Origin of the sequence: Thioalkalivibrio sp. ALE25 (assembly GCF_000377285.1) — a bacterium.
Classification (GTDB): domain Bacteria; phylum Pseudomonadota; class Gammaproteobacteria; order Ectothiorhodospirales; family Ectothiorhodospiraceae; genus Thioalkalivibrio.
The window spans coordinates 26,817-52,706 of the sequence record NZ_KB897936.1 but is presented as its reverse complement, the minus strand read 5'-3'; the positions used below and the strand labels follow the sequence as shown (position 1 = coordinate 52,706).

The 25,890-nt window shown below is 67.4% G+C and carries 22 protein-coding genes; 11 read left to right on the top strand and 11 right to left on the bottom strand.

Annotated elements, in window-relative coordinates:
• Positions 1-34: 34 nt before the first annotated feature.
• From mnmG to rpmH, 6 genes are all read right to left on the bottom strand, one after another.
• Positions 35-1,897 carry a tRNA uridine-5-carboxymethylaminomethyl(34) synthesis enzyme MnmG gene (gene mnmG, locus C996_RS0111640; RefSeq protein WP_018867612.1) on the bottom strand — a complete coding sequence of 621 codons (1,863 nt, stop codon included), beginning with the start codon at positions 1,895-1,897 and terminating at the stop codon, positions 35-37.
• A 111-nt stretch (positions 1,898-2,008) separates the two neighbouring features.
• Positions 2,009-3,325: a tRNA uridine-5-carboxymethylaminomethyl(34) synthesis GTPase MnmE gene (gene mnmE, locus C996_RS0111635; protein ID WP_018867611.1), complete on the bottom strand. Its 1,317-nt coding sequence runs from the start codon at positions 3,323-3,325 to the stop codon at positions 2,009-2,011.
• A 7-nt stretch (positions 3,326-3,332) separates the two neighbouring features.
• Entirely contained in the window at positions 3,333-5,033 is a 1,701-nt protein-coding gene (gene yidC / locus C996_RS0111630) for a membrane protein insertase YidC (protein WP_018867610.1), read from the bottom strand.
• An 8-nt stretch (positions 5,034-5,041) separates the two neighbouring features.
• Positions 5,042-5,299, bottom strand: coding sequence for a membrane protein insertion efficiency factor YidD (gene yidD, locus C996_RS0111625; protein WP_017943060.1), 258 nt, complete (start codon positions 5,297-5,299; stop codon positions 5,042-5,044).
• Entirely contained in the window at positions 5,296-5,649 is a 354-nt protein-coding gene (rnpA, locus tag C996_RS0111620; RefSeq protein ID WP_018867609.1) for a ribonuclease P protein component, read from the bottom strand. Before rnpA ends, yidD begins: the two co-directional genes overlap by 4 nt.
• 22 nt (positions 5,650-5,671) lie before the next feature.
• Positions 5,672-5,806, bottom strand: coding sequence for a 50S ribosomal protein L34 (gene rpmH / locus C996_RS0111615; protein ID WP_018141118.1), 135 nt, complete (start codon positions 5,804-5,806; stop codon positions 5,672-5,674).
• 153 nt (positions 5,807-5,959) lie between these two features.
• On the opposite strand from rpmH, the gene dnaA reads away from it, so the two are divergent.
• The 9 genes from dnaA to C996_RS0111570 all read left to right on the top strand — a co-directional run bounded on the left by dnaA (position 5,960) and on the right by C996_RS0111570 (position 18,628).
• Positions 5,960-7,330, top strand: coding sequence for a chromosomal replication initiator protein DnaA (dnaA, locus tag C996_RS0111610; RefSeq protein ID WP_018867608.1), 1,371 nt, complete (start codon positions 5,960-5,962; stop codon positions 7,328-7,330).
• A 246-nt stretch (positions 7,331-7,576) separates the two neighbouring features.
• The gene (dnaN, locus tag C996_RS0111605; protein WP_018867607.1) at positions 7,577-8,680 is read left to right on the top strand and encodes a DNA polymerase III subunit beta; all 1,104 of its coding nucleotides are present in this window, start codon (positions 7,577-7,579) and stop codon (positions 8,678-8,680) included.
• 324 nt (positions 8,681-9,004) lie between these two features.
• Positions 9,005-10,087 carry a DNA replication/repair protein RecF gene (locus C996_RS0111600; RefSeq protein WP_018867606.1) on the top strand — a complete coding sequence of 361 codons (1,083 nt, stop codon included), beginning with the start codon at positions 9,005-9,007 and terminating at the stop codon, positions 10,085-10,087.
• A gap of 128 nt (positions 10,088-10,215) precedes the next feature.
• Positions 10,216-12,645, top strand: a complete 2,430-nt coding sequence (gyrB, locus tag C996_RS0111595; protein WP_018867605.1) for a DNA topoisomerase (ATP-hydrolyzing) subunit B — start codon at positions 10,216-10,218, stop codon at positions 12,643-12,645.
• A gap of 35 nt (positions 12,646-12,680) precedes the next feature.
• On the top strand, positions 12,681-13,196 hold the full coding sequence (locus tag C996_RS0111590) for a hypothetical protein (protein ID WP_018867604.1): 516 nt from the start codon (positions 12,681-12,683) through the stop codon (positions 13,194-13,196).
• 129 nt (positions 13,197-13,325) lie between these two features.
• Positions 13,326-15,374 carry a M3 family metallopeptidase gene (locus tag C996_RS0111585; protein WP_018867603.1) on the top strand — a complete coding sequence of 683 codons (2,049 nt, stop codon included), beginning with the start codon at positions 13,326-13,328 and terminating at the stop codon, positions 15,372-15,374.
• The gene (xth, locus tag C996_RS0111580) at positions 15,371-16,138 is read left to right on the top strand and encodes an exodeoxyribonuclease III (protein WP_018867602.1); all 768 of its coding nucleotides are present in this window, start codon (positions 15,371-15,373) and stop codon (positions 16,136-16,138) included. The genes C996_RS0111585 and xth overlap by 4 nt, the downstream gene beginning before the upstream one ends.
• 42 nt (positions 16,139-16,180) lie before the next feature.
• Positions 16,181-17,644 (top strand): 4-hydroxy-3-polyprenylbenzoate decarboxylase, encoded by a 1,464-nt coding sequence (ubiD, locus tag C996_RS0111575; RefSeq protein WP_018867601.1) that lies wholly within the window; start codon positions 16,181-16,183, stop codon positions 17,642-17,644.
• A gap of 3 nt (positions 17,645-17,647) precedes the next feature.
• Complete coding sequence (locus C996_RS0111570) at positions 17,648-18,628, top strand: alpha/beta fold hydrolase (RefSeq protein WP_018867600.1); 981 nt, start codon at positions 17,648-17,650, stop codon at positions 18,626-18,628.
• On the opposite strand, the gene C996_RS0111565 is transcribed toward C996_RS0111570, so the two are convergent.
• On the bottom strand, positions 18,625-19,212 hold the full coding sequence (locus tag C996_RS0111565; protein WP_018867599.1) for a hypothetical protein: 588 nt from the start codon (positions 19,210-19,212) through the stop codon (positions 18,625-18,627). The genes C996_RS0111570 and C996_RS0111565 overlap by 4 nt on opposite strands.
• 178 nt (positions 19,213-19,390) lie before the next feature.
• On the opposite strand from C996_RS0111565, the gene C996_RS0111560 reads away from it, so the two are divergent.
• A complete protein-coding gene (locus C996_RS0111560) occupies positions 19,391-20,419 on the top strand; it encodes a CDP-6-deoxy-delta-3,4-glucoseen reductase (RefSeq protein WP_018867598.1) in 1,029 nt (342 codons plus the stop codon).
• 230 nt (positions 20,420-20,649) lie between these two features.
• Here C996_RS0111560 and C996_RS0111555 read toward each other — a convergent pair whose 3' ends face one another.
• From C996_RS0111555 to C996_RS0111540, 4 genes are all read right to left on the bottom strand, one after another.
• Complete coding sequence (locus C996_RS0111555; RefSeq protein WP_018867597.1) at positions 20,650-21,480, bottom strand: uroporphyrinogen-III synthase; 831 nt, start codon at positions 21,478-21,480, stop codon at positions 20,650-20,652.
• Positions 21,481-21,484: 4 nt separating this feature from the next.
• Positions 21,485-22,429, bottom strand: a complete 945-nt coding sequence (gene hemC / locus C996_RS0111550; protein WP_081618404.1) for a hydroxymethylbilane synthase — start codon at positions 22,427-22,429, stop codon at positions 21,485-21,487.
• Positions 22,430-22,564: 135 nt separating this feature from the next.
• A complete protein-coding gene (locus C996_RS0111545; RefSeq protein WP_018867595.1) occupies positions 22,565-23,287 on the bottom strand; it encodes a LytTR family DNA-binding domain-containing protein in 723 nt (240 codons plus the stop codon).
• Positions 23,284-24,315: a sensor histidine kinase gene (locus tag C996_RS0111540; RefSeq protein ID WP_018867594.1), complete on the bottom strand. Its 1,032-nt coding sequence runs from the start codon at positions 24,313-24,315 to the stop codon at positions 23,284-23,286. The genes C996_RS0111545 and C996_RS0111540 overlap by 4 nt, the downstream gene beginning before the upstream one ends.
• Positions 24,316-24,430: 115 nt before the next feature.
• On the opposite strand from C996_RS0111540, the gene argH reads away from it, so the two are divergent.
• Positions 24,431-25,879, top strand: coding sequence for an argininosuccinate lyase (gene argH, locus C996_RS0111535; protein WP_018867593.1), 1,449 nt, complete (start codon positions 24,431-24,433; stop codon positions 25,877-25,879).
• Positions 25,880-25,890: the final 11 nt, after the last annotated feature.

Genomic DNA, 25,890 nt, shown 5'->3' with positions numbered 1-25,890 from the left:
AAACCTGGGGTACCAACGCGAGGGTGTACATGGATCAGTGTGTCCTTAGGTGTACGGCCAGGGCCGACAGCGCGGCCGGGGTCACGCCGGGAATGCGCTGGGCCTGGGCCAGGGTATGCGGACGGAATTCGGCCAGCTTCTGGCGGATCTCGTTGGACAGGCCGTGGACCCGGTCGTAGTCGAGACCGTCCGGCAGGGCCGTCTGCTCGGCGCTGGCCTGGCGCTCGATCTCGGCCTGCTGGCGCTCGATGTACCCGGCGTATTTGGCCTGGATCTCGGCCTGCTCGCGCACGTCCGGGGCGCAACCCGCATCCAGTTCCGGGAGGGCCTGCATCAGGGCGTCATAGTCGGCCTCCGGCCGGCGCAGCAGGTCGAGCAGCGTGGCATCCGGGTCCGGGGCCTTGCCGAGGAGCTCGACCAGGGCCGGGCGGCTGCGCTGATCGCGGTCCGGTCGCGTCTGGGCCAGCCGGCTCATCTCCGACTCGATCGCCGCCGCGCGGCGCTCGAACCGTGCCCAGCGGGCATCGTCGACCAGACCGTACTCGCGTCCGATCGGCGTCAGGCGCAGATCCGCGTTGTCCTCGCGCAGCAGCAGCCGGTACTCGGCGCGCGAGGTGAACATGCGGTAGGGCTCCTGCGTGCCGCGGGTGACCAGGTCGTCGATCAGCACGCCGATGTAGGCCTCGGAACGCTGCGGGATCCAGGGTTCGGCGTCCCGGGTCAGGCGGGCGGCATTGAGCCCGGCGACCAGGCCTTGCGCCGCGGCCTCTTCGTATCCTGTGGTGCCGTTGATCTGCCCGGCAAAGAACAGATTGGCCACCTCGCGCGTGGCCAGCGACGGGCGCAGGCCGCGCGGGTCGAAGTAGTCGTACTCAATCGCGTAGCCCGGACGGGTAATACGCGCGCGCTCGAATCCCTCGATGCTCTGCACCAGCGGCACCTGGATCGCATAGGGCAGGGAGGTGGAGATCCCGTTTGGGTAGAGCTCGTGGGTGGTCAGCCCTTCCGGCTCGACGAAGACCTGGTGGCTGGTCTTGTCGGCAAAGCGCACGACCTTGTCCTCGATCGAGGGGCAGTAACGCGGGCCGGTGCTGTCGATCTGGCCGGAATACATCGGCGCCTGATCGAGGTTGGCGCGGATCAGGTCGTGGGTCTTCTCGCTGGTGCGCGCGATATGACAGGGGCGCTGGGCCGGGTGGTCGTCGGCCGAGCCGGTGAACGAGAACACCGGGCGCGGGTCATCGCCCGGCTGCACCTCGAGGCGCGCGAAGTCGACGCTGCGCCCGTCGATGCGCGGCGGGGTGCCGGTCTTCAGGCGCCCGACCGCAAAGGCCATCTCGCGCAGGCGCGCGGCCAGGCGCACGCTCGGCGGATCGCCCGCGCGACCGCCCGGCTGCCGGGTCAGCCCGGTGTGCATCTGGCCGTTGAGGAACGTCCCCACCGTCAGCACGACGGCGTGGGCCTGGAACGCAGTCCCCGCCTCGGTGACCACGCCGGTCGCACGATCGCCCTCCATGGTGATGTCGGCCACCGGCTGCTGGAAGATCTCCAGATTCGGCTCGGCCTCCACGAACTGGCGAATGGCCTGGCGGTAGAGCTGCCGGTCGGACTGGGCGCGGGTCGCGCGCACCGCCGGGCCCTTGCGCCGGTTGAGGATGCGGAAGTGGATGCCGGCGGCATCCGCCGCACGTGCCATCACGCCCCCCAGGGCATCGATCTCCTTCACCAGGTGGCCCTTGCCGATGCCGCCGATCGCCGGATTGCAGCTCATCTGGCCGATGGTCTCGATGTTGTGGGTCAGCAGCAGCGTGCGCGCACCCGCGCGCGCCGCGGCCAGTGCGGCCTCGGTGCCGGCGTGTCCGCCACCAATCACGATGACATCGAATGTTTCTGCCATGACCTCTGCAAGCCCGGCCGGTGGTCGGCCCGAAAACGTAAAATCAGCAGTTTAGCAGGAGTGGCGGCGGCGTCGAAGCGGCCGCATGGGGATCCATGTTTCCCTGCGCCATCACTTGCCGATGCAGAACCCGGCGAAGATCTCGCCGAGCAGGGCCTCGTGGTCCTGGCGACCCAGCAGGGCATCCAGCGCGGCCTCGGCCAGGCGCAGCTCTTCGGCAATCACATCCGGCGGGGCCTGCGCGTCGATCGCGGCCAGGTGGTGGGCGGCCGAACGCAGACCATCGAGATGGCGCGCGCGCACGCTGAATCGCTGCTGCCCGCCCTCGCCGGCACCCAGGCGCTCGACGATCGCCTGCTTCAGTGCTTCGATGCCCGCACCCGTGCGCGCGGAGATGGCGATCCCCTCGCCTGGAAGGGAATCCTTTGCAACGCAGTCCTGCTTGTTCCAGACCGTAAGACGCGGGATCTCGGGCGCGGCCTCCAGATCGGGGACGGCCTCCGGCCGGGTCAGGTCCCGCAGCTCCACGATCAGATCGGCCCCGGTCGCGGCCTCGCGGGCGCGCTCCATGCCGATCCGCTCCACCGGGTCGTCGCTGGCATGCAGTCCGGCGGTGTCGATCAACTCGACCGGGATGCCGTGGATGGCGATCGGCGAGCGCAGCACATCGCGCGTAGTCCCGGGGCGATCGGTGACGATCGCCACCTCACTCTCGGCCAGGCGGTTCATCAGGCTGGACTTGCCGACATTCGGGGCCCCCACCAGGGCCAGACGCAGGCCCTGGGCGAAGTACCGGGCCGGGCGCAGGCGCTCCAGCAACGCGACGATGGTGGCGTGCAGTTCCTCCGCCCGCCGGGCGATGTCCGGGGCCGCCTCGGATTCAAGATCGGTCTCGCCGAAGTCGATCTCGGCCTCGATGACCACGCGCATGTCGCGGATCGCGCGGGAGACCGGCTCCAGCTCCGCGGCCAGCGCACCATCGAGGCTGGAGCGGGCCAGGCGCGCGGCCTCGGCCGTCTGGGCATGAATCAGGTCGGCGACGGCCTCCGCCTGCGCGAGGTCGAGGCGGCCGTTCAGAAAGGCCTGTTCGGTGAATTCGCCCGGCCGCGCGCGGCGGGCCCCGAGATCGACCGACGCCGCGACCAGCGCCTCCAGCAGCACCGGGCTGCCGTGCCCCTGCAGCTCGACCACGTCCTCGCCGGTGAAGGAATGGGGGGCGGGGAAATAGAGGATCAGGCCATCGTCGATGGCCTCGCCACTGGCCGGATTGATGAGGCGGCCGTAGTGGGCATGGCGCGGTCGCAGGCTGTCGCGCCCGGTCAGGCGCCGTGCGATCTCCAGCGCCTCGGCGCCCGACAGGCGCACGACGCCTATTCCGCCGACCCCCGGCGGGGTGGCGACCGCGACGATAGTGTCCGTCACGGTCACGCGGCGCCTACTCCTTCTTCTTTTCCGGGTCCTGTCCAGCCTCGATCTTGCGCGTGATGTACCACTGCTGGGCGATGGAGAACAGGTTGTTGGTGAACCAGTACAGCACCAGGCCCGCCGGGAAGAAGGCGAAGAAGATCGTGAACACGAACGGCAGCGCCATGAAGATCTTCTGCTGCACCGGATCCATCGGCGGCGGGTTCAGCTTGTACTGCACGAACATGGACACGCCCATCAGGATCGGCAGGATGAAGTACGGATCGCGCGAGGACAGATCCTGGATCCACAGCCACCACGGGGCCTGACGCAGTTCCACACTCTCAAGCAGCACCCAGTACAGGGCGATGAATACCGGGATCTGGACCAGGATCGGGAGACAGCCACCCAGCGGGTTGATCTTCTCCTTCTTGTACAGGTCCATCAGCGCCTGGTTCATGCGCTGCTTGTCGTCCTTGTAGCGCTCCTTCAGGGCCTGCAGCTTGGGCGCGACCTTGCGCATGCGCGCCATCGAGCGGTAGCTGGTCGCGGAGAGCTTGAAGAACGCCAGCTTGATCAGGATCGTCAGGATGACGATCGCCCAGCCCCAGTTGCCGACCACCGCATGGATCTTGTCCAGCAGCCAGAACAGGGGCTTGGACAGGAAGGTGAAGATGCCGTAGTCGACGGTCAGCTCCAGACCCTGTGCGATCTGGGAGAGCTCGTCCTGCAGCTTCGGCCCCACCCACAGGCGGGTGGAAAACGCGCCGCTGGAGCCGGCCGGGATCTGGATCGATTCGGAGTGGAGGCCGATCAGGTACTCGTCACCCACCTCGCCCGGCACCGCGCGGGCATAGAGCGCATTGACCTCGTCCTCGCCCGGGACCCAGGCGGACACAAAGTAGTGCTGGATCATCGCGACCCAGCCACCCTGGATGCGCGCCTGGATGGGGTCGTCGCGCAGCGACTCGAAGCGTTCGCGCTCGTAGCTCCCATCGAAATAGGCGGCACCGGTGAAGGTGTAAAGCCACCAGGACTCGCGGTCGGGCGTGGGGCCGTGACGCAGCTGACGGTACTGGCGACCGCTCCAGGTGGAATCCGAGCGGTTGTGGACCTCATAGTCCACCTCGATCAGATGCGAGCCGCGGGTGAAGGTATAGGTCTTGATGACCTCGATCTCGCCATCCTCGGAGGTCCAGCGCAGCGGGACCTCGAGGGTGTCCTGACCCTCGGCCAGTTCGAAGCGGTCCTGGTCGACCTTGAAATTGGCGTGATGCGACGGGGCGCGACCCTCCATGGAACGGTCGTTGACCCGATCATGGGTCAGGCCGCTCTGGGCAACATAGCCCCGGACCCGATGGTCGAACAGGCGCACAGGGACCAGCGGATCGTCCTGCAGGTCCCGCGGATACTGCAGCAGGTCCGCCCGCAGGAGCGTACCGCCACGGGTATCGATCAGGATCTCGTGGGTGTCGGTGCGCACCGTGATCTGGCGGCGGTCCGGCTCCTGCAGCGTACTGACCTTCGGCGCATCGTCCGCGCGCGGCTGGTCCTCCGACTCGAACTGCGGCGCGTCCGGCACATCCTCCGGCCGCGCGTCCGGATCCTCCTCGGCCTGCTCGGCGGTACGATCCGGCTGGGAGGGAGTGCCGTAATCCTGATTCCAGGCCTGCCACATCAGGAACAGGACAAAGGCCAGGGTTAGCCACAGGAGGGGACGAAGGTTATCCATGAGCGCGACTACTTTGAGGGTCGGGTGCTGGGAGAATCGGAACGCGGTGCCGGAACCGGATCATAACCGCCCGGGGACCAGGGGTGGCAGCGCAGGATGCGCCGCAGACCCAGCCAGAAGCCCCGCAGGACCCCGTGGGTCTCGACCGCCTCGACGGTATACGCCGAGCAGGTCGGATAGTGACGGCAATGCGGGGCCATGAACGGCGAGATCCCGTACTGGTAGGCCCGCACGGGCAGCAGGGCAATCTTGCGGGGCAGGCTCATTGCAGACGTTCCAGCAGGCTGTCGATTTCGGCGCGCAATGCGCGTCGCTCGGCGCTCGCCGCGCCACCCCGCGCCAGCACGATCATGTCGAGCGGCGGCAGCTGGGCGCGGCGCACGCGGAACGCCTCGCGCACGATGCGCTTGATCCGGTTGCGGTCCGTGGCATGGCGCACATGCCGCTTGCCGATAGCCAGGCCCAGACGCGCCTCGCCGGTCTCCGAACGGCGATAGAGCAAGGTCAAGTCGCGACCGCGCTGACGCCGGGCATCCTCGAATACACGCTGGTAATCCGCGCCCGTCAGCAAACGGACGCGGCGCGGAAAGGTCTGGATGGCTGGCGCCGCGGTCACGGGAGCCGGCGCGCCGCCCGGTTTACGGGCAGAGGCGCTTGCGGCCCTTGGCGCGACGGGCGTTCAGGACCTTGCGACCACCACGGGTGGCCATACGGGCCCGGAAGCCGTGCGTGCGGGCGCGGACGAGCCGGCTGGGTTGGAAAGTGCGCTTCATGTCGGTTCCCGGTGACGCTTGGTTAAAGGGCGGTGAAAACTATCGCCATCCGGGGACAAAGTCAATCTCGGGGTCGGCAAGCCGCTGGCACCGCGGGGGCCCATCGGCGTAGACTCGGGGACTTCCATTCCCCGCCGCCCCGGAGACAAACGCGTGTCAGCCAATGCCCTGTGGACAGCCTGTCTGGACCGCCTGCAGGGGAAGGTCAGCGAGCAACAACTCAACACCTGGCTAAGGCCACTGCATGCCGAAGAATCGGAGGGCTCGCTGCGCCTGCTGGCGCCGAACCAGTTCGTATTCGAGCACGTGCGCGACCACCTCCTGGCGTCGATCGAGGAAACAGTGGGCGAGCTGCAGCCCGCGAACGACCATTCGGGTCGGCGTGTGCGGCTTGGCATCGGCGGTGCGGAGCTGCCGACGGCCCCGGTCCCCGATCCCCACGAGTCCCAGCGCGAGCGCGCCGCGGCGGAAAAGGCGAGCCCGCCACCCCGTCCCCAGGGCCCGGTCAGCAACCTGAACCCCGCGTTCACGTTCGACACCTTTGTCGAGGGGAAGTCCAATCAACTGGCGCGGGCCGCGAGTCTGCAGGTCGCAGAGAATCCCGGGGTGGCCTACAACCCGCTGTTCATCTATGGCGGGGTGGGGCTCGGCAAGACCCATCTGATGCACGCGATCGGGCACAGCATCCTGGCGCGGCATCCGGAGGGGCGGATCATCTACCTGCACTCCGAACGTTTTGTGGCGGACATGATCAAGGCGCTGCAGCACAACGCGATCGACGAGTTCAAGCAGCACTACCGCTCCGCGGACGCACTGCTGATCGATGACATCCAGTTCTTCGCCGGCAAGGAGCGTTCGCAGGAAGAGTTCTTCCACACCTTCAACGCCCTTCTGGAAGGCCAGCAGCAGATCATCCTGACGTCGGATCGGTATCCGAAGGAGGTCGAGGGGCTCGAGGAGCGCCTGAAATCGCGCTTTGGCTGGGGCCTGACGATTGCGATCGAACCGCCCGAACTGGAGACGCGCGTCGCGATCCTGCAGCGCAAGGCCGAACAGGCCGGGATCGAGCTTCCCACCGAGGTGGCCTTCTTCATGGGCAAGCGCATCCGGTCCAACATCCGCGAACTGGAAGGCTCCCTGCGTCGGGTGATCGCCAACGCCCATTTCACTGGCAAGCCGATCACGCTGGATTTCGCGAAGGATGCGCTGCGCGATCTGCTGGCTGTCCAGAACAAGTTGATTACGCTGGAGAATATCCAGAAGACCGTGGCGGATTACTATCGCGTGAAGGTCGCGGATCTGCTCTCCACCCGACGCAGCCGATCCATCGCCCGGCCGCGTCAGATCGCGATGGCACTGGCCAAGGAACTGACGCAGCACAGCCTCCCGGAGATCGGCCAGGCCTTCGGCGGGCGTGACCACACCACCGTGATCCATGCCTGCCGGAAGGTTGCGGAATTGCGCGAGGCGGATGCGAGCCTGGACGAGGACTACTCCAACCTGTTGCGGACATTGAGCAGTTGAACGCGGGGCATTCCGGTGGGCCGAAACCTGTGGATAAGCTGGGTGCAACACCGGTATGGATGCGGGGAAAAATCGAGGGGGCAAACTGTCCACAGGTTGGCAACAGGCTTCACAGAGGTAGCATAACCCCAAGGGACAGAATTAAGTTTCTGATAAAAAAGAAGATATAGGGTTTTCTTCACAGGGAAGGCGGCCTCTTATTATCACTAGATGAATATCTAAACAGACTAGATACAGGACATCGCCATGGAACTGTCTTTCAATCGCGAGACGATGACCGAAGCGCTGCAACGGATTGTGGGCGCGGCCGAGAAACGATTGACGATGCCCATTCTCGGGAACGTGCGCCTGCGCCCGGATGACCATGGCGCGATCCGGATGGACACCACCGATCTCGAACTCGCTTGGCAGGCCGGCGCCGAGGGCTCAATTCCCGGGGAATGCGATGTTACGGTCTCGGTTCGCAAGCTGCTCGACGTGGTCAAGGCCGCACCGGCCGACAGCGAGATTCGCGCGAAGGTCGAGGGCGAACGCATGACGGTCGGTTTCGGGGGCTCGCGCTTCAGTCTGGCCACGCTCCCGGGGGCAGATTTTCCCGACTGGGAGGCGCGTGGGTCCGAGGTCGTGCTGGATGTGCCGCAGAATCGGCTACGGCGATTGCTCGAGGCCACGATGTTCTCCATGGCTCAGCAGGACGTGCGGTACTACCTGCAAGGGCTTCTCCTGGTCGCCAGTGGCAACAGTCTGCGGGCGGTAGCCACGGATGGTCATCGCCTGGCGCTCGCCGAGGTGGAGCTGGAACAGCCGGTCGAGGAGCGGATCGAACGCATCGTGCCGCGCAAGGCCGTCGCCGAGCTGCGGCGCAACCTGGCCGATGACGACGCGTCGGTGCGCATCGGCTTCGGGGAAGACCAGGTGGTGTTCGAGCTCGGCAGCGCGGTGTTGCGCAGCAAGGTGATCGAAGGACGGTTCCCGGACTACGAACGGGTGATCCCGGCGGATCTGCCGGCGACCCTGCGGGTGGACCGCGAGATCCTGAAGCAGGCACTTGGGCGCGTCGCGATTGTGGCAAGCGACAAGTATCGGGGTGTGCGGATGGTGCTGGGCGAGAGCGGGTGTCAGGTCATGACCCATAACGCCGATCGTGAAGAGGCCCAGGAGTCGGTGGAGGCGGAATACGACGGGGGCCCGATGGAGATTGGGTTTAACCTGGGCTACCTCGCGGATGTGCTGAATGTGCTGGAGACCGACCAGGTGCGGATCGGCCTGCGCGACGGCAACTCGTCCATCCTGATCCAGGCGGAACCGCCAGGCGGGGCACGCTACGTCGTCATGCCGATGCGGCTCTAGGGAAACACCGATCCATGTATACGCTCGCGTTGGTATCCCGGGTTTTCCGAGACCGGACGCGTCGTGCATCGGCTAGTTCTACCCGCCCGTTTCTGATGGATTCGGGGCGCAACGCAGGATCGGGGAACAGGGGGCGCCAACCTCGCAACCGAATCAACGAAGGGGCTCGGCCGCTCGTTTTTAATGACAACGGGCGCGCGCACGGCGTTGCGGCTCACCTGTAGCAGAATGACTGCACGGCCGTCGCAGCGCATTAAACGCACGCAAAAGCGACTCGAGCGCGAGCGTGTCGATGAATTTGTGTTTCCGTAGGCTGGAGGTTGTGTGCTGGAGTCGCTCTGGTGGCAGGGGGTGCGGAATCTCGAGGAGCAGACGCTGGCACTGGGGCCGGGGATCAATCGCCTGATTGGCCCGAATGGCGCGGGAAAGACTTCGGTGCTTGAGGCCGTCCACATGCTCGCGGCGGGGCGTTCGTTCCGGACGCAGCAATTACGGCGGGTATTGCGTACGGGCGGCGAGTCGCTTTGGGTTGGCGGAGAGGTCCGGGACGGGCGTGGCGGTGCGCATCGCCTGGGCGTCGTCTGGGATGGGACGCGGCGATCCCGCCTGGATGGTCGCTGGATGGAGGGCCATGCGACGGTGGCCGAATGGCTGCCGGTGCGCACCCTGCATGCCGGTTCGTTCGAATTGCTGACCGGGGGTCCGGAGGAGCGGCGTCGTCTGCTGGACTGGGGCTGTTTTCATTCAATCCCGGGATACCGTGAGAACTGGCAACGCTGGAAACGCGCCCACGATCAGCGCAATGCGGCCCTGCGCACCGGTGACCGGGCCGCCGCCCGGGAGTTTGAACGCCCGTGGGTGGAATTCGGGGTGGCCATCAGCGAGGCGCGGGCGCGATACGTCGAGGCTTGGGAAGGGGGCACCGCAGAGGCAGCGGAACGATTCGGATTTGGCGACCGGCTGGGCGACCTGGGCTTGCGGGTTCGCATGGGGTGGGATCGGGACCGCAGTCTTGGGGAGGCCCTGGAGCGTAGCCGAGGCAGCGATGAGGAGCGCGGGTTCGCGCAGGTCGGGCCACAACGGGCGGACATCGACCTCCGGCTAGCGGGGCGGGCGGCAGCCGAGGCCTCCAGGGGGGAGCAAAAGCGGGTTGTGACAGCGCTGGTTGGGGGGCAGGCCCGAATGCTGGAACGCGAGTGCGGTCGGGCACCCGTGGTGCTGCTGGACGATGTCGTCTCGGAACTGGACCGGGAGGCGGTGGAGGGGTTGATGGCCGGACTGAGGGTGTCGGGTTGGCAGATCCTGGTGACGGCCGTGGAGGATGCGGTGCCGGGGCTGGTTGGAGCGGACGCGGGCGAATTGTTCCACGTGAAACATGGCCGCGTCACACCGAGCACCCTCGCCTGATCCTCTTCGCTGTCGCGGGCCCATGGACGCCCCGACGCTCCCGCGGCCTCTCGACGCCCCCCCCCCACCGGTCGCCCCCGTCTTTGCGCTATACTGGCGTGTCTGCAACTCGCCGGATGACCACCTGCATGTCCGATATCGAATCCCAAGATCCCGCCGCCTACGATTCTTCCCAGATCCGTGTCCTCAAGGGTCTCGACGCCGTGCGCAAGCGACCCGGGATGTACATCGGCGATACCGATGACGGGACGGGCCTGCACCACATGGTCTTCGAGGTCGTCGATAACTCCATCGACGAGGCCCTGGCCGGTTACTGCGACAGCATCGAGGTCACGATCCACGAGGACAACGCGGTCTCCGTCAGCGACAACGGTCGCGGTATCCCGGTGGATATCCACGAAGAAGAAGGCAAGTCGGCGGCCGAGGTTATCCTCACTGTCCTGCACGCCGGCGGGAAGTTCGACAACAACTCGTACAAGGTCTCCGGCGGGCTTCACGGTGTGGGTGTCTCGGTCGTGAACGCCCTTTCGGAAGAGCTGCGCCTCGAGATCCATCGCGACGGCAAGCGCCACGAACAGACCTACCACCTCGGGGTCCCCGCGGCGCCGCTGGCCGAGGCCGGCACGACCGACCGCCACGGCACCCGCGTATGGTTCCGGCCCAGCCCCGAGATCTTTACCGACATCAACTTTCACTACGAGGTGCTGGCCAAGCGTCTGCGCGAACTGTCGTTCCTGAACTCGGGGGTCCGCATCACCTTGCGCGATCATCGCGACAACCGCGAGGAGACGTTCGTCTTCGAGGGCGGGATTCGGGCCTTCGTCGAGCATCTCAACCAGAAGAAGACCGCGTTGCATCCCACCGTGGTCTATGCCGACCAGATGCGGGATGACTATGCGGTCGAGGTGGCGCTGCAGTGGAATGACTCCTACCAGGAGAATATCTTCTGCTACACCAACAACATCCCGCAGCGCGATGGTGGCTCCCACATGGCGGGCTTCCGCGCGGCGCTGACGCGCACCATCAACCAGTACCTGGAGACCGAAGGCCTCATCAAGAAGGCCAAGGTGGCCACGGCGGGCGACGACATGCGCGAGGGCCTGACGGCCGTACTGTCGGTGAAGGTGCCCGATCCGAAGTTCTCCTCCCAGACCAAGGACAAGCTGGTCTCCTCGGAGGTCAAGCCGATTGTGGAGAGTGTGCTGTCGGACGCCCTCAACAACTTCCTGCTGGAGAATCCGCAGGAGGCCAAGGCGATTACGGAGAAGGTCCTGGACGCCGCGCGTGCTCGCGAGGCCGCCCGCAAGGCCCGCGAGGTGACCCGCCGCAAGGGGGCCCTGGATATCGCCGGGCTCCCCGGCAAGCTGGCCGACTGCCAGGAGAAGGATCCGGCCCAGTCCGAGCTCTACCTGGTGGAGGGGGACTCCGCGGGCGGATCGGCCAAGCAGGGGCGGGACCGTCATTTCCAGGCCATTCTGCCGCTGAAGGGCAAGATCCTGAATGTCGAACGGGCGCGCTTTGACCGCATGCTCGGCTCGGCCGAGGTCGGGACCCTGATTACCGCCCTGGGCTGCGGTATCGGCAAGGAAGAGTACGACCCGGACAAGCTGCGCTACCACCGCATCATCATCATGACGGATGCCGACGTGGACGGCTCCCATATCCGAACCCTTCTGCTCACGTTCTTCTTCCGCCAGATGCCGGAGCTGATCGAACGTGGCCATGTCTATATCGCTCAGCCACCGCTGTACAAGATCAAGCGGGGCAAGCGCGAACAATACGTGCGCGACGAGGCCGAGATGGGCGAGATCGTGATCTCTCTGGCCCTGGATGGTGCCGCGCTTTATCCCAGCCCGGATGCCCCGCCCATTACCGGCGAGGCCTTCGAGGATCTGGTGAAGGGCTACCAGAAGGCCGCCCGCGCGGTCGAGCGCTTGGGCCGCATGTACGACCCGCGCATCCTCTGGGCGATGCTCGAGGCCGACGCCATCCCGGAGCCGCGCAGCGTCACCAATCCGGAGGTGCAGGCCTGGTTCGGCCGCATCCTCGAGGGGCTCTCCAGCGACAAGGCCGGCGCGACGCGCTACAGCCTGGGGGCCGTGACCGACCGCGACGGCCATGCCCAGCTGAGCCTGGACCGGATCGAGCACGGCGCGGCCCTGTCCCAGTACATCAACGACGATACGCTGGCCTCGCGTGATTTCCAGGCTGTGCTGGACCTCTCCGCCCGACTCAATGCGTTGCTGGACGAAGGCGCCTACATGAAGCGCGGCGAGCGGGTCCACCTGATCGAGGGATTCTCGGAAGCCATGGAATGGCTCCTGCACGAAGGCCGCCGCGGCCTGGCCACCCAGCGTTACAAGGGTCTGGGCGAAATGAACCCGGACCAGCTGTGGGAAACCACCATGAATCCCGAATCCCGCCGCCTCTTGCAGGTGCGTGTCGAGGACGCGATCCGGGCCGACGAGATCTTCACCACCCTGATGGGGGACCAGGTCGAACCCCGACGCGACTTCATCGAGACACGGGCGCTGAGCGCGGAGAACGTCGATATCTGACGGGCCCCGCCTCGCCCCGAATGTAGCCCCTGCGCATGGAGGTCCTGGCTGTCATCCTCACGCTGGTGGTCCTGAGCCTCGTCGGCTTCCGGGTGCACACCCACCTGGCAATCCACGAACGCCGGGTGGTATCCGCCTGGAATCGCCTGGACACACTGCTTACGCAACGCAACGGCCTCCTGCACATGATGGGATTGGCCGACCCCGATCCGCTCGTCGACGTCCAGACCGCCCTGCGTGCGCAGGAGGCTGCCCGACGCCGCGGCGATCTCCCCGCGCTGGCCCGAACCGAGCGCAGCATTCGCGCCACGTGGGACACCTATCTATCTAAATTATCAGACGAAAACGAGTTTCCATCGGCGGTTGCCGAGCGCACACCGGAACGCGTTGCGGCCCTGGATCAGGCCATCACTGACGCCCTCGCGCGATACAACGCCGCGGTAGCCGACTTTTCCGCCCTGCGCAGGCACTGGGCCCTGGGTCCGCTGGCGCGCCTCGCGGGCTATCAAACCTTCGATCCCATCGGACCCCCACCGGACACCTCGGCCTGAACCGGCTTGCATCGCCAGGGGGAACACCCTCCCGGGGATGCGGTCCGAATGGCATAATCCGCAGGCAGTCGCGCCCGTATGTTCTGACCGGTTCGCGCGACCCTGGCTCACCCGACCCCTGGAGAGACCGTGTCCAATCCCCTGCTGCAGACCGACCGGCTGCCCGCCTTCCGCTCCATTGAACCCGAACACGTGCTGCCGGCGGTGGAAACCGTGCTGGTCGAGAATCGAACCGAGATCGACCGTCTCGTGGAAGCGGCCGGGGACCTGCCGAGCTGGGATTCGCTGATCCGACCACTGCAGGAACTGGATGCCCGTCTGGATGCCGTCTGGTCCCCGGTCGGCCACCTGAACGCGGTGATGAACGGCCCCGCGATCCGCGAGGCCTACAACGCCAGCCTGCCCCTGCTTTCCGACTATGGCAGCTGGGTTTCGCAGCATCAGGGACTGTACCGCGCCGTCCGTGCCCTGGCCGACAGCGACGAATATGGAGATCTCCCGGCCCCCCGGCGCAAGGTCCTGGACGACATGCTGCGCGATTTTCATCTCAGCGGCGTGGACCTTCCCGAGCCCCAGCGCGACCGGCTGCGCGCGATCAACGCCCGGTTGTCCGAGCTCACTGCTCGTTTCGAGGAGAATGTGCTCGATGCCACCCAGGCGTGGACCTGGCAGACCGATGATCCCGCGGCCCTGGCGGGCATCCCCGAGTCGGATCGCGCCATGCTGGCCCAGAACGCCCGCGACCATGATCAGTCGGGCTTCGTCGTCACCCTCGACATCCCGAGTTACCTCGCGGTGATGACCCATGCCGAGGATCGCGAGCTGCGTTACCGGGTTTATGAGGCCTTCACCACGCGAGCCTCCGATCGCGGGCCGGGGGCCGGCAACCATGACAACTCCGAGATCATGGTCGAGATCCTGCAGCTGCGCGCGGAAAAGGCAGATCTGACGGGCTTCGCCCACTATGCCGAGCGTTCGCTGGCGACCAAGATGGCCACCAGCGCCGAACAGGTCGAAGGGTTCCTGCTGGATCTTGCCCACCGCGCACGCCCCCGGGCGGAACGCGACCTCGCTGAATTGCAGAGCTTTGCGCGGGACGAGCTCCATCTGGAGACGCTGGAGGCCTGGGACATGGCCTTCGCCGCGGAGAAGATGCGCGAACGGCGCCTGGGCCTGAGCCAGGAGATGCTGAAGCCCTATTTCCCCGCCGACCAGGCCGTGAACGGCCTGTTCGGCCTGGTCCAGCGCCTGTTCCAGGTCCGCTTCGAGCCTGACGACAGCGTCGAGACCTGGCATGATGATGTCCGCTTCTACCGTATTTTTGACGCGAAAGGCGCGGAACGCGCCGGCTTCTACTTCGATCTCTACGCCCGCAAGAACAAGCGCGGGGGCGCCTGGATGGATGTCTGCCGCAACCGCTTTGTCTCGGGTGATCGCGCCCAACTGCCGGTCGCGTACATGACCTGCAACTCCACCCCTCCGGTGGACGGCAAGGCCGCCCTGTTCACCCATGACGAGGTGATCACCCTGTTCCACGAATTCGGGCATGGACTCCACCACATGCTGACCCGCGTCGACGAACCGGACATCGCCGGCATCAACGGGGTCGAGTGGGATGCGGTGGAACTCCCCAGCCAGTTCATGGAGAACTGGTGCTGGGAGCGCGAGGCCCTGGACCTGTTTGCCCGTCACCACGAGACCGGGGAGGCGATGCCCGAGGACCTCTACCAGCGTCTCCTGGGCACGCGTCACTTCCATGCCGCCCTGCAGCTGCTGCGCCAGGTCGAGTTTTCCCTGTTCGATATGCGCCTGCACGCCGGTCCGCCCCCGGGCGACGCGGCCGCCATCCAGCACCTGCTGGAGGCGGTTCGGGAAGAGATCGCGGTGGTGCATCCACCAGAATTCAACCGCTTCGCCCACGGCTTTGGCCACATCTTCGCCGGCGGCTATGCCGCTGGCTATTACAGCTACAAGTGGGCCGAGGTCCTGTCCGCGGATGCCTTTGGCCGCTTCGAGGAAGAAGGCCTGTTCTCCCCGGAAGTCGGCGCCGCCTACCTGCACGAGATCCTCGAGGCGGGAGCCTCGCGGCCCGCCGCTGATTCCTTCCGGGCGTTCCGGGGTCGTGATCCCCAGATCGATGCCCTGTTGCGCCACAGCGGCCTGGAGGACGCCGCGTGAAGATCGCCAGCTGGAACGTCAATTCGCTGAAGGTGCGCCTGCCGCAGGTTCTCGAGTGGCTCTCGAGCTCGCGCACCGACATCCTGGCGCTGCAGGAAACCAAGCTGACCGACGAGAACTTCCCCGTGGCCGCCATTCAGGACGCCGGCTACCAGGTGGTGTACTCGGGCCAGAAGACCTACAACGGCGTGGCGATCCTGTCGCGCACCGAGGCGACCGAGGTCGTCACCGATCCGCCCGGGCTCGAGGATGCCCAGCGCCGTATCCTGGCCGCCACCATCGGCGACATCCGCGTGGTCAACCTGTACGTGGTCAATGGCGAGAACGTCGGCACCGAGAAATACGCCTACAAGCTCGACTGGCTGGCACGCATGCGCGACTGGCTGGCCGACGAGATTGCCCGGCATCCGAATCTGGTGGTTCTGGGCGACTTCAACATCGCCCCCGACGACCGCGATGTCCACGACCCCGAGGCCTGGCACGAACGCATCCTCTGCTCAACGCCCGAACGCGACGCCCTGGCGGTCCTCACCGGTCTGGGCCTGGTCGATACCTTCCGCGCCTTCGACCAGCCGGAGGCGGAGTTCTCCTGGTTCGACTATCGCGCCGCGTCGTTCCGCCGCAACCGCGGTCTGCGCATCGACCTGGTCCTGGCCAGCGCGCCACTGAAGGCGCGCCTGCAGGCCGCCGGCATCGATCGCGAACCGCGCTCCTGGGAGCGACCTTCCGACCATGCCCCGGTCTGGGCGGAATTCTCCGACTAGCCGAGACCCCTCACCGGCCCGCCTGACCACTGGGAGCGACCCGTGAAGTACAAGGACCTGCGTGATTTTATCGACGGCCTCGAACAGCGCGGCGAGCTGCGTCGCATCACCCGCGAGGTGGACCCGAACCTCGAGATGACCGAGATCGCCGACCGCGTCTTGCGCGCTGGCGGCCCGGCGCTGTTGTTCGAGAACCCCACCGGATCCGACATCCCGGTACTGGCCAATCTCTTCGGTACTCCCGAGCGGGTGGCCATGGGTATGGGCGAGGACTCGGTCGAGGCCCTGCGTGAGGTGGGACGTCTGCTCGCCTTCCTCAAACAGCCGGATCCGCCCAAGGGGTTGAAGGCCGCCTGGGAGCAGTTGCCGGTCTTCCGAAAGGTCCTGGACATGGCTCCGAAGAAGACCCGCGGGGCCGCCTGCCAGCGCCATGTGATCGAAGGCGACGCGGTCGACCTGTCGACCCTCCCGGTGCAGACCTGCTGGCCCGGGGACGCCGGGCCACTGATCACCTGGGGCCTGGTGGTTACGCGCGGCCCCGAGAAGTCACGCCAGAACCTGGGCATCTATCGCCAGCAGGTGATCGGTCGCAACCGGGTGATCATGCGCTGGCTGTCGCATCGTGGCGGCGCGCTGGATTTCCAGGAGTGGACCCGCGCCCATCCCGGCGAGCCGTTCCCGATTGCCGTAGCCCTGGGCGCCGACCCCGCCACCATCCTCGGCGCGGTCACCCCGGTGCCCGACACCCTGTCGGAATATGCCTTTGCCGGCCTGCTGCGTGGCAGCCGTACGGAGGTTACCCGTTGCATGGGTTCGGACCTCGAGGTGCCGGCGTCGGCCGAGTTCGTGCTGGAGGGCCATATCCACCCGGGCGACACCGCGCCCGAAGGCCCGTTCGGCGACCATACCGGCTACTACAACGAGGTCGACGAGTTCCCGGTGTTCACCATTGACCGGATTACCCACCGCGACGACCCGATCTATCACTCCACCTACACCGGCCGCCCCCCGGATGAACCCGCCGTCCTCGGCGTGGCCCTGAACGAGGTCTTTATCCCGATCCTGCAGAAGCAGTTCCCGGAGATCGTGGACTTCTACCTGCCCCCCGAGGGTTGCTCCTACCGCCTTGCCGTAGTCTCCATGCGCAAGCAGTACCCGGGCCATGCCAAGCGCGTGATGATGGGCGTGTGGTCGTTCCTGCGTCAGTTCATGTACACCAAGTTCGTGATCGTAGTCGATGACGACGTGAACACCCGCGAATGGAATGACGTGATCTGGGCCATCACCACGCGCATGGACCCGGCGCGCGATACCACGCTGGTGGAGAACACCCCGATCGACTACCTGGACTTCGCCTCCCCGGTGTCCGGGCTCGGATCGAAGATGGGCATGGACGCCACCTCCAAGTGGCCGGGCGAGACGGATCGCGAATGGGGGCGACCAATCGCCATGGACGAGGCGGTGAAACGCCGGGTTGACGAGATCTGGGATGACCTGGGGTTATGACGCGTGAGCCGCCGCGCTGTCCGGGCCGGTGGCTGGCTCCTGCCGGGCGTGCTGCTGGCCCTGGCCGGCTGTGCCGCCGTCCCGGAGCGTGACTCGATGCGCGCGGACTCAACCCCTGTCGAGCAAACCCCCACCGCGACCGCGATTGCGCCCGCCCGCATCCGCCACTGGCCGGCCGATGCCCCGGTCGCGGTGGTGATCGCCCTGCACAGCTTCCGCGACCATGCCGGGGCGTATGCCTCCCTCGGTCCGTGGCTGGCCGAACGCGGGTACAGCGTTCACGCCCTGGATCAGCGCGGGCATGGCGCCAGCGAGCCGCATGGGCGCTGGCCCGGGATGCAGCCCGTGATCGAGGATGTGGTTGCGATGGTCCATGCCGCCCGCGCGGAGGATCCGGACCGGCCCGTCTTCCTGCTGGGGGAGAGCATGGGGGGCTCGGCCGCACTGGCGAGCCTCGCGACGTATCCGGAACTCGATGTCGCCGGCGTGATCGCGGTGGCCCCGGGCCTGCGTGGCGGCATACCCGCGCGCGGGTTCTGGGACGCCGCGGTGCGCACCGGCGAGACCCTGGCCGGGGGCCTGACGCTCACCATCGACCCCGACTACGCCGACAGCCTGGACCCCGCCGCGGTGGAGCGATTCGCCAACGACCCGCAGGTCATCCGCCGAGTGCGGTTGGATACCTATGCCGGCGTGGTCTGGCTCGCGCAGTACGCCACCGATTACATCCACCACGTTACGGTCCCGGTGGTCTATTTGTGGGGCGAGCACGACGGGACAATCCTGAAACCCTCGGTATGCGCCGCCGCCCGCGCGCACCCCGGGCATCGGGCGGAGGTCTGGACCGAATCGCACTGGCCGCACCTGCTCCTGCACGCCCCGGACTGGCCGACCACCGCCACCCGTCTGGTCGACTGGATGCAGCGGGTGACGGACGACGCACCGGGCCCGCGGGTTGCGCGGGCTCCCGCCGCCTGCGACTAGTCGCCCAGGTGGGCGCCATCCTCCGGCGCCGCCGACCAGGTCGCGATATCGCGGCCCATCGCCTGTACCGTGCGGCCGAGCACCGAGCACGACCCCTTGAAGCCTCCAAACGCACCGCCACCGGAGAAGCGCCGCGAGGTAAAGCTGGCCTCTTCCTCACCATCGCTGTAGAGCGTGCCGGCGGCCTCGGTGACCTTGCGATGGCCGATCCAGGCATTGCCGCCACTGACCGCGTCGGTCAGTTCCACCACCAGTACCTGACCCCCGGCGGAGGGGTCGACGCTCGCCTCGCGTTCGAAGCGCAGGCCCTGGTCGGCGCCATAGTGGGCGATGAACTCGGAGAACTGTTCCTCCAGGTTGCACTCCTGACGGATATTGCTGGCGATGGTGGCATCGGCACTGTAGGGCACGGAATGGGCAACCCGGATCACCGGTGCGTCCGCCGGGACATCCGCGGTCGCGGCCGGGGCGTCGGCCTCGGCCTCCGCCGCGCGGTCGCGGGAATCGGTGGAACGGGTCTCGTTGGAGGCACAGCCTGTCGCGAGCAGCAGGCCGGCCCCGGCCGCAATCAGCAAATGACGCATGGCATTCCCTTGTCGTTTTTGTGGAACGCACCTGATTCTGCCCAACCCGCTCGCGGGGCGAAACCCCCAGGGCTGGTTCCCGCGAGATCTCCATCCGGGCCACCCGGCGGGATTGCGGTTGCTTGCGTTCCGCTTGCTACTGGCGAGAATGATCGGCTTTCCGCGACCGGGGGTTTCCATGGCGTTCGATGTCACCATTCAGCCCAGTGGCCACGTGTTCGAGGTCGAGGACGACGAGACCGTCCTCGAGGCCGCCCTGCGCCAGGGCTATGCGTTTCCCTACGGCTGCCGCAATGGCGCCTGCGGCTCCTGCAAGGGGCGGGTCCTGCAGGGCGAAGTCGATCACGGACCGACCCGGCCGCAGGGCATCACCGACGCCGAACTGGCCGACGGCATGGCCCTGTTCTGCCAGGCCGTCCCGGTGGACGATCTGGAGATCGAGGTGCGCGAGATCGGCGCCGCCCGGGATATCGTCGTCAAGACCCTGCCGTGCCGTGTGGCGGAGCTGAACCGCCTCGCGGACGATGTGATGGAGCTGCGCCTGCAGCTACCGGCCACCGAACGCCTGCAGTTCCTGGCCGGGCAGTACCTGGACGTGCTGCTGAAGGGCGGCGACCGCCGCAGCTACTCGCTCGCCAACGCCCCGCATGACGATGCCCAGCTGGTTCTACACGTGCGGCAGATGCCGGGCGGGCGTTTCTCCACCATGGTGTTCGAGGAACTCAAGCCCAAGGCCCTGCTGCGCATCGAGGGCCCGCTCGGCAGTTTCTTCGTCGACGAGGAATCGCCGCGGCCGCGCCTGTTCGTCGGCGGGGGCACCGGTTTCGGTCCTCTGAAGGGCATGCTCGATCACCTGGCCGCGGAGGGGCTGGATCGGCCGCACCACCTGTTCTGGGGCGCGCGCGGGGCGGAGGGCATCTATGCCCCGGACTGGCTCACCCGAATGACGGACGAACACGCCGAGCATTTCCGCTTCACGCCGGTCCTGTCCGATACCCCGGCCGAGACGGCCGCCGGTTTTGCCGCGGTCAGCGGCTGGCCGCACGACGCGGTGCTCGCCGAATATCCGGACCTGTCCGGCTTCGACGTCTACATGGCCGGGCCTCCGGCCATGATCCACGCCGCCCGCGAGGCCTTCCGCGCCGCAGGCCTGCCGCCGGAGCAGCTCTACTACGACAGCTTCGAACCGGCCACCCCGGCCGAGTAAACCCGCCGGCGTTCGCAGGGCTTGTTCACCACGAAGCGCACGAAGGCACGAAGAAATTCAAGGGCGAAAAGCCTGAACAGGAAGACGCGAAGAAGGAAGATTTCTTGGCGGCATCAGAGAGTTCCCTGACGCTGGTGCTTGCAAGGCGTTGATCGTTTGGTCAACGCCCAAGCTGTAGAACCTTCCGATCTTCCAGTCTTCCTGTGAAAGGCTCTTGTCGTGGTGGATGATCAGGTGCGGTCCGTGCGTAGTTGGTCTGCCAGGCGGTGGACGGCGGCCAGCATGGCGGTGTCGGTGGGGTCCTCGGCGGTTTCCACCGCGGCCTTGAAGCCGAGTTCCCGCGCGATCTCGGCGATGCGCTCGCTGCCGACCACCAGCGGGGTCTTGCGCAGCCACATGCGGCCCAGCTTGCCGACCATCTCGTAGAGGTTGCGCAGGCCCTCGCCACTGGTGATGGTGATGATGTCGATCTGCCCGCGCGAGAAGGAATACATCAGTTCGCCGGTATCCCCCTCGGGGCGTCCGCGGCGGTAGGCCTCGGCAAAGGTCACCTCGGCGCCGCGTTCCTTCAGCGTGTCGCCCAGCAGCTCGCGCCCGCCGTCCCCGCGGAAGATCACCACGCGCTTGCCGGCCACGTCCTGCATGGCCTCCTGCGCCAACAGCGCCTCGCTGTCGAAACGCCGCGGGGGCAGGATATCCGCCGGGCGACCGAAGCCCTTCAGCTCCTGCGCGGTGCGGTTGCCGATGGCGGCGATCTGCGTGGTCGCGGGCCAGTCGCGTTCCGCCAGTGCCAGGTTGAGTACGCGCTGCACCGCGTTCGGGCTGATAAACACCGCGATGTCGAAGCGGTCCAGCCGCTCCAGGATCTCGCGCAGGTTGGTGGGGTCGCTGGGGGCCAGGATCTCCAGCACGGGGAAACGGATCACCGTTGCGGCCTCCGCCGCCAGCGCCTCGCAAAAGGGCTCGGCCTGGGCGGCCGGGCGGGTCACCAGGATGCCGAGGCCGGCCAGCGGACCCTGACCCTCGGTGGCCACGGCGTTCTCGTCTGCGGATGCGGTCATGCGTCTACCCCTTCGTGTCCTGGCCGTGTTCGCGGTGGGCGGCCGCGAGCAGTTCACCCGCCCCCAGTTCCAGCAGCATGTCCGCGAGGCGAATCCCCAGGGCCTCGGCCTCGCCGCGCGGCCCGTCCACCTGGCGGCGCAGCAGGCGGCTGCCATCCACCGCGCCCACCAGTCCGTCCAGGTGCAGCTGGTCACCGTCCAGCGTGGCATGGGCCGCCAGCGGCACCTGGCAGCCGCCCTCCAGACGGCGGTTGAAGGCGCGTTCGGCACGCACGCGGTCGGCGGTGTCGGGGTCGTTGAGAGGCGCAATCAGGTCGCCGATCGCGCGGTCGCCCGCGCGGCATTCGATGGCGATGGCCCCCTGGCCGACCGCCGGGAGGCTGACGTCCGGCTCCAGGCAGGAGCGGATGCGTTCGTCGAACCCGAGGCGCTTGAGCCCGGCCGCGGCCAGCAGGATCGCGTCGTACTCGCCGGCATCCAGCTTGCCCAGGCGCGTGTTCACGTTGCCGCGCAGGTCGCGCACCTCCAGGTCCGGCCGCCGGGCCCGCAGCTGGCACTGGCGGCGCAGGCTGGAGGAGCCCACCCGCGCGCCCTGCGGCAGCTCGTCGACATGGGCGTAGCGGTTGGACACGAACGCATCATGCGGGTCTTCGCGGTCCAGGATCACGGGGAGTTCCAGCTGCTCCGGGAGCTCCATCGGTACGTCCTTCACCGAGTGCACCGCGATGTCGGCGCGGTCCTCCAGCAGCGCGATCTCCAGCTCCTTCACGAACAGCCCCTTGCCGCCGATCCGGGCCAACGGCGAGTCCAGCACGCGGTCGCCCTGGGTGGTCATGCCGACCAGTTCGACCGGGCGCTCGGGTTCGCGGGCGCGCAGGCGGGCGGCGACATGTTCCGCCTGCCACATGGCAAGCGGGCTCTTTCGGGTGGCGATGCGTACAGGCTTCATGGGTTGTCCGGGCGAGCCACGGCGCGGGCGGCCGGGCGTTCAAAACGCACTAGTATAACGATCATGGCGGTCGGCCCCGAATCCCGCGCGTTTCCCCGGCCTTGATCCGCCGGATGTCCGGGGCGGGCCAGGTAGTCAGGTGCCGTTGCGCAGGTACTCGCGCACCCGCGGGAGCTGGCGGCGGCTGATCGGCATCGGGTCCAGGTCGTCGTGGAACAACAGGCGGTTGTCGGTAGGTCCGAGGGTTTCGATCCCCTTGATCGACGCCTTCACCGCCAGGCAGCCGCGGTGCACCCGCAACAGCGCCGGGCCGTAGAGACTCTCCAGATCCCGCAGGCGGCCATCCACAAAACCCGCCAGGCGCGCGGAACGCGCCATCACGTAGCCGCCCTCGGCGATGAAGATATCGACCCGCTCCAGCGGGACGCGCTCCTCGCGCCGACCCACCGTGATATGCACCTCGTTGGGAAAGGTTTCGACCCGCCCCTGCTTCTGTTGCACCGCGCGCTGCAGCGCCTGTTCCAGCCGTTCGCGGCGTACCGGCTTCAGCACATAGTCGCGCACCCCCGCCTCGAAGGCCTCCAGCGGGAAGCGATCATGGGCGGTGACAAGGATCACGGTCAGCCCCGGGTCGGCGGCATGCAGGCGCCGCGCGAGCTCCAGCCCGGTTTCGCCGGGCATATCGATATCGAGCAGCAGGGCATCCGGCGTGTGCTCTCGCAGGCGCGTCTCGACCTCACCGGCGTGCGCGGCCTCTGCCACCACCCGATGCCCCAGCTCCCGGGCCAGGGCGCTCAGGCGCTGGCGGGCGATGGGTTCATCGTCGGCGACCAGCAAGTCCAGTGGGCGGTCGTTCATGGGGTTCCCTCCCGGGTCGCGAGGGGCAGCCGGATGCGGACCTCGAACGCCCCGTCGCCCCCGTCGGTTTCGAAGTGTACCCGTTCACCGAAGGCATGCTGCAGTCGCAGCCGCACGGCCTCGGTGCCGGTCCCGGTACCCTCGCCGCGGGCCTGCGCGTCCACGCTGTTGCCGAGGATCAGCGTCACCCGGCCCGAGTCCATGCGGCAGCGTACCCAGATGCGGCCCGCGCCGCGCGCCGGGGCGATCCCGTGCTGGATGGCGTTCTCCGCGAGCGGCTGCAGGAACAGCGTGGGCACCGGCACGTCCAGTCCGGCATGGTCGGGACAGTCCCAGTCCAGTTCCAGGCGCTCGCCGAAGCGGGTCTGCTCGATCCCGAGGAAGGCGCGGACCAGCTCCAGCTCCTCGCGCAGCGAGTGGCGGTCCCCGGTGGCGAAGGTGGCGCGGAACAGGTCCGCCAGATCCAGGGTGATCTGCTCCGCCCGTTCCGGGTCACTGCGGCACAGGCCGGCGATGGTGTTCATGCTGTTGTAGAGAAAGTGCGGGCGCAGGCGGGCGCGCATCGCCTGTTCGCGGGCCGCGGCTACGGCCCGGGTCTCGCGCTGCCAGGCCGCCTGCAGGTAGAGGTAGTGCATCGCCACCAGGCTGAGGATGGTCGCCACACCGATTACCGGCCAGCGCAGGGCCGGGTCGGCCAGCACCAGCTCCTCCGCCAGACGATAGACAATGGCCGTGTTGGCGATGGGCACCAGCGGCGGCAGCACGATCTGGGCGATCAGGGGGAGCCGGTGCAGCGGGCGCTTCAGGGCGCACAGGATCAGAAGGCTGGTCAGCGCCACCCAGAAGATGAACAGGGCGTGCAGCGCCAGGGCCGACAGCCAGTCCTGGCCGCCACCGCGCAGCAGGGCGATCGCCAGCGCCAGCAGCACGGCGACCATCAGCACCCGCAGCAGCGTCTCCGCGCTGCAGAAGTCCGGCAGCGGCGACAGCTCCCCGTTGGTCTGCCTGGCGGAGTCCCCCTGGGCCATGCGTCAGTTGCTCCCCTGGTACCGGGCCTCGTTCCGGGGACGTGGTCGTGCCATGTTCACCCCCCCTTTGTGCCCGTATACTTCCGTGTCTTTCCAAGTCCCTTCAGGAAGCACCATGACGCAGGATTCCCCGCACGACAAGCCAGCCGCCACACCCGCCGCCTCCGGCGAGGCCAAGCTGTGGGGCGGACGCTTCTCCGAGCCGACCGATGCCTTCGTCGAGCGCTTTACCGCCTCGGTGGCGTTCGACCGCCGTCTGTATCGCGAGGACATCCAGGGCTCCCAGGCCCATGCACGCATGCTGGCGAAGGTCGGGGTGCTGACCGACGCCGAGGCCGCGCAGATCCTCGAGGGGCTGGACGCGATCCGCGACGAGATCGCCGCCGGTGCGTTCGACTGGCAGGTCGGGCGCGAGGACGTGCACATGAACATCGAGGCACGGCTGATCGAGCGCATCGGTGACGTCGGCAAGAAGCTGCACACCGGGCGCTCGCGCAATGACCAGATCGCCACCGACATCCGGCTGTGGCTGCGTGCGAGCATCGACGACATCCTGCGCCTGATCCGCGGCTACCAGGACGGTCTGGTCGCCCTGGCCGAACGCGAGGCGGAGACGGTGATGCCGGGCTTCACCCACCTGCAGACCGCGCAGCCGGTCACCTTCGGCCACCACATGCTGGCCTGGTACGAGATGCTGGAGCGCGATGCCGAGCGCCTGCGTGACGCGCGTCGTCGGGTGAACATCCTGCCGCTGGGCGCGGCCGCGCTGGCCGGTACGCCGTATCCGCTGGATCGCGAATACACGGCCGACTTGCTGGGCTTTGATGGCGTGACCCGCAACTCCCTGGACGCCGTCTCCGATCGTGATTTCGCCATCGAATTCACCGCGGCCGCGGCGACCCTGATGATGCACCTGTCGCGCCAGGCCGAGGAGCTGGTGCTGTGGACCAGCGCCCAGTTCGCCTTCATCGAGCTACCGGACCGCTACTGCACCGGTTCCTCGATCATGCCGCAGAAGAAGAACCCGGACGTGCCCGAGCTGGTGCGCGGAAAGACCGGCCGCGTCTATGGCCACCTGATGTCCCTGCTGACCCTGATGAAGAGCCAGCCGCTGGCCTACAACAAGGACAACCAGGAGGACAAGGAGCCTTTGTTCGACACCGTCGATACCCTGCTCGGGTCGCTGCGCGCCTTCGGCGACATGGTGCCGAACCTCGAGGTGCGGCGGGAGAATACCCTGGCCGCGACCCGCAAGGGCTTCGCCACCGCGACCGACCTGGCGGACTACCTGGTCGGACGGGGCGTGGCCTTCCGCGACGCCCACGAGGTGGTCGGCCGGGCGGTGCGCATCGCCCAGGAACGCGGGGTGGATCTGGCGGAGCTGCCGCTGGCAGAGCTGCAGGCGATCAGCCCGGCGGTGGGCGAGGATGTCTTCGCGGTGCTGACGCCGGAGGGCTCGGCGGCGGCGCGCAACCTCACCGGGGGGACCGCCCCGGACCAGGTCCGCCGCCAGGCCGCAGCGGCGCGCGAACACCTGGCCGCGCTGGCCCGCGCGGATACCTGACGCAGAGGGCC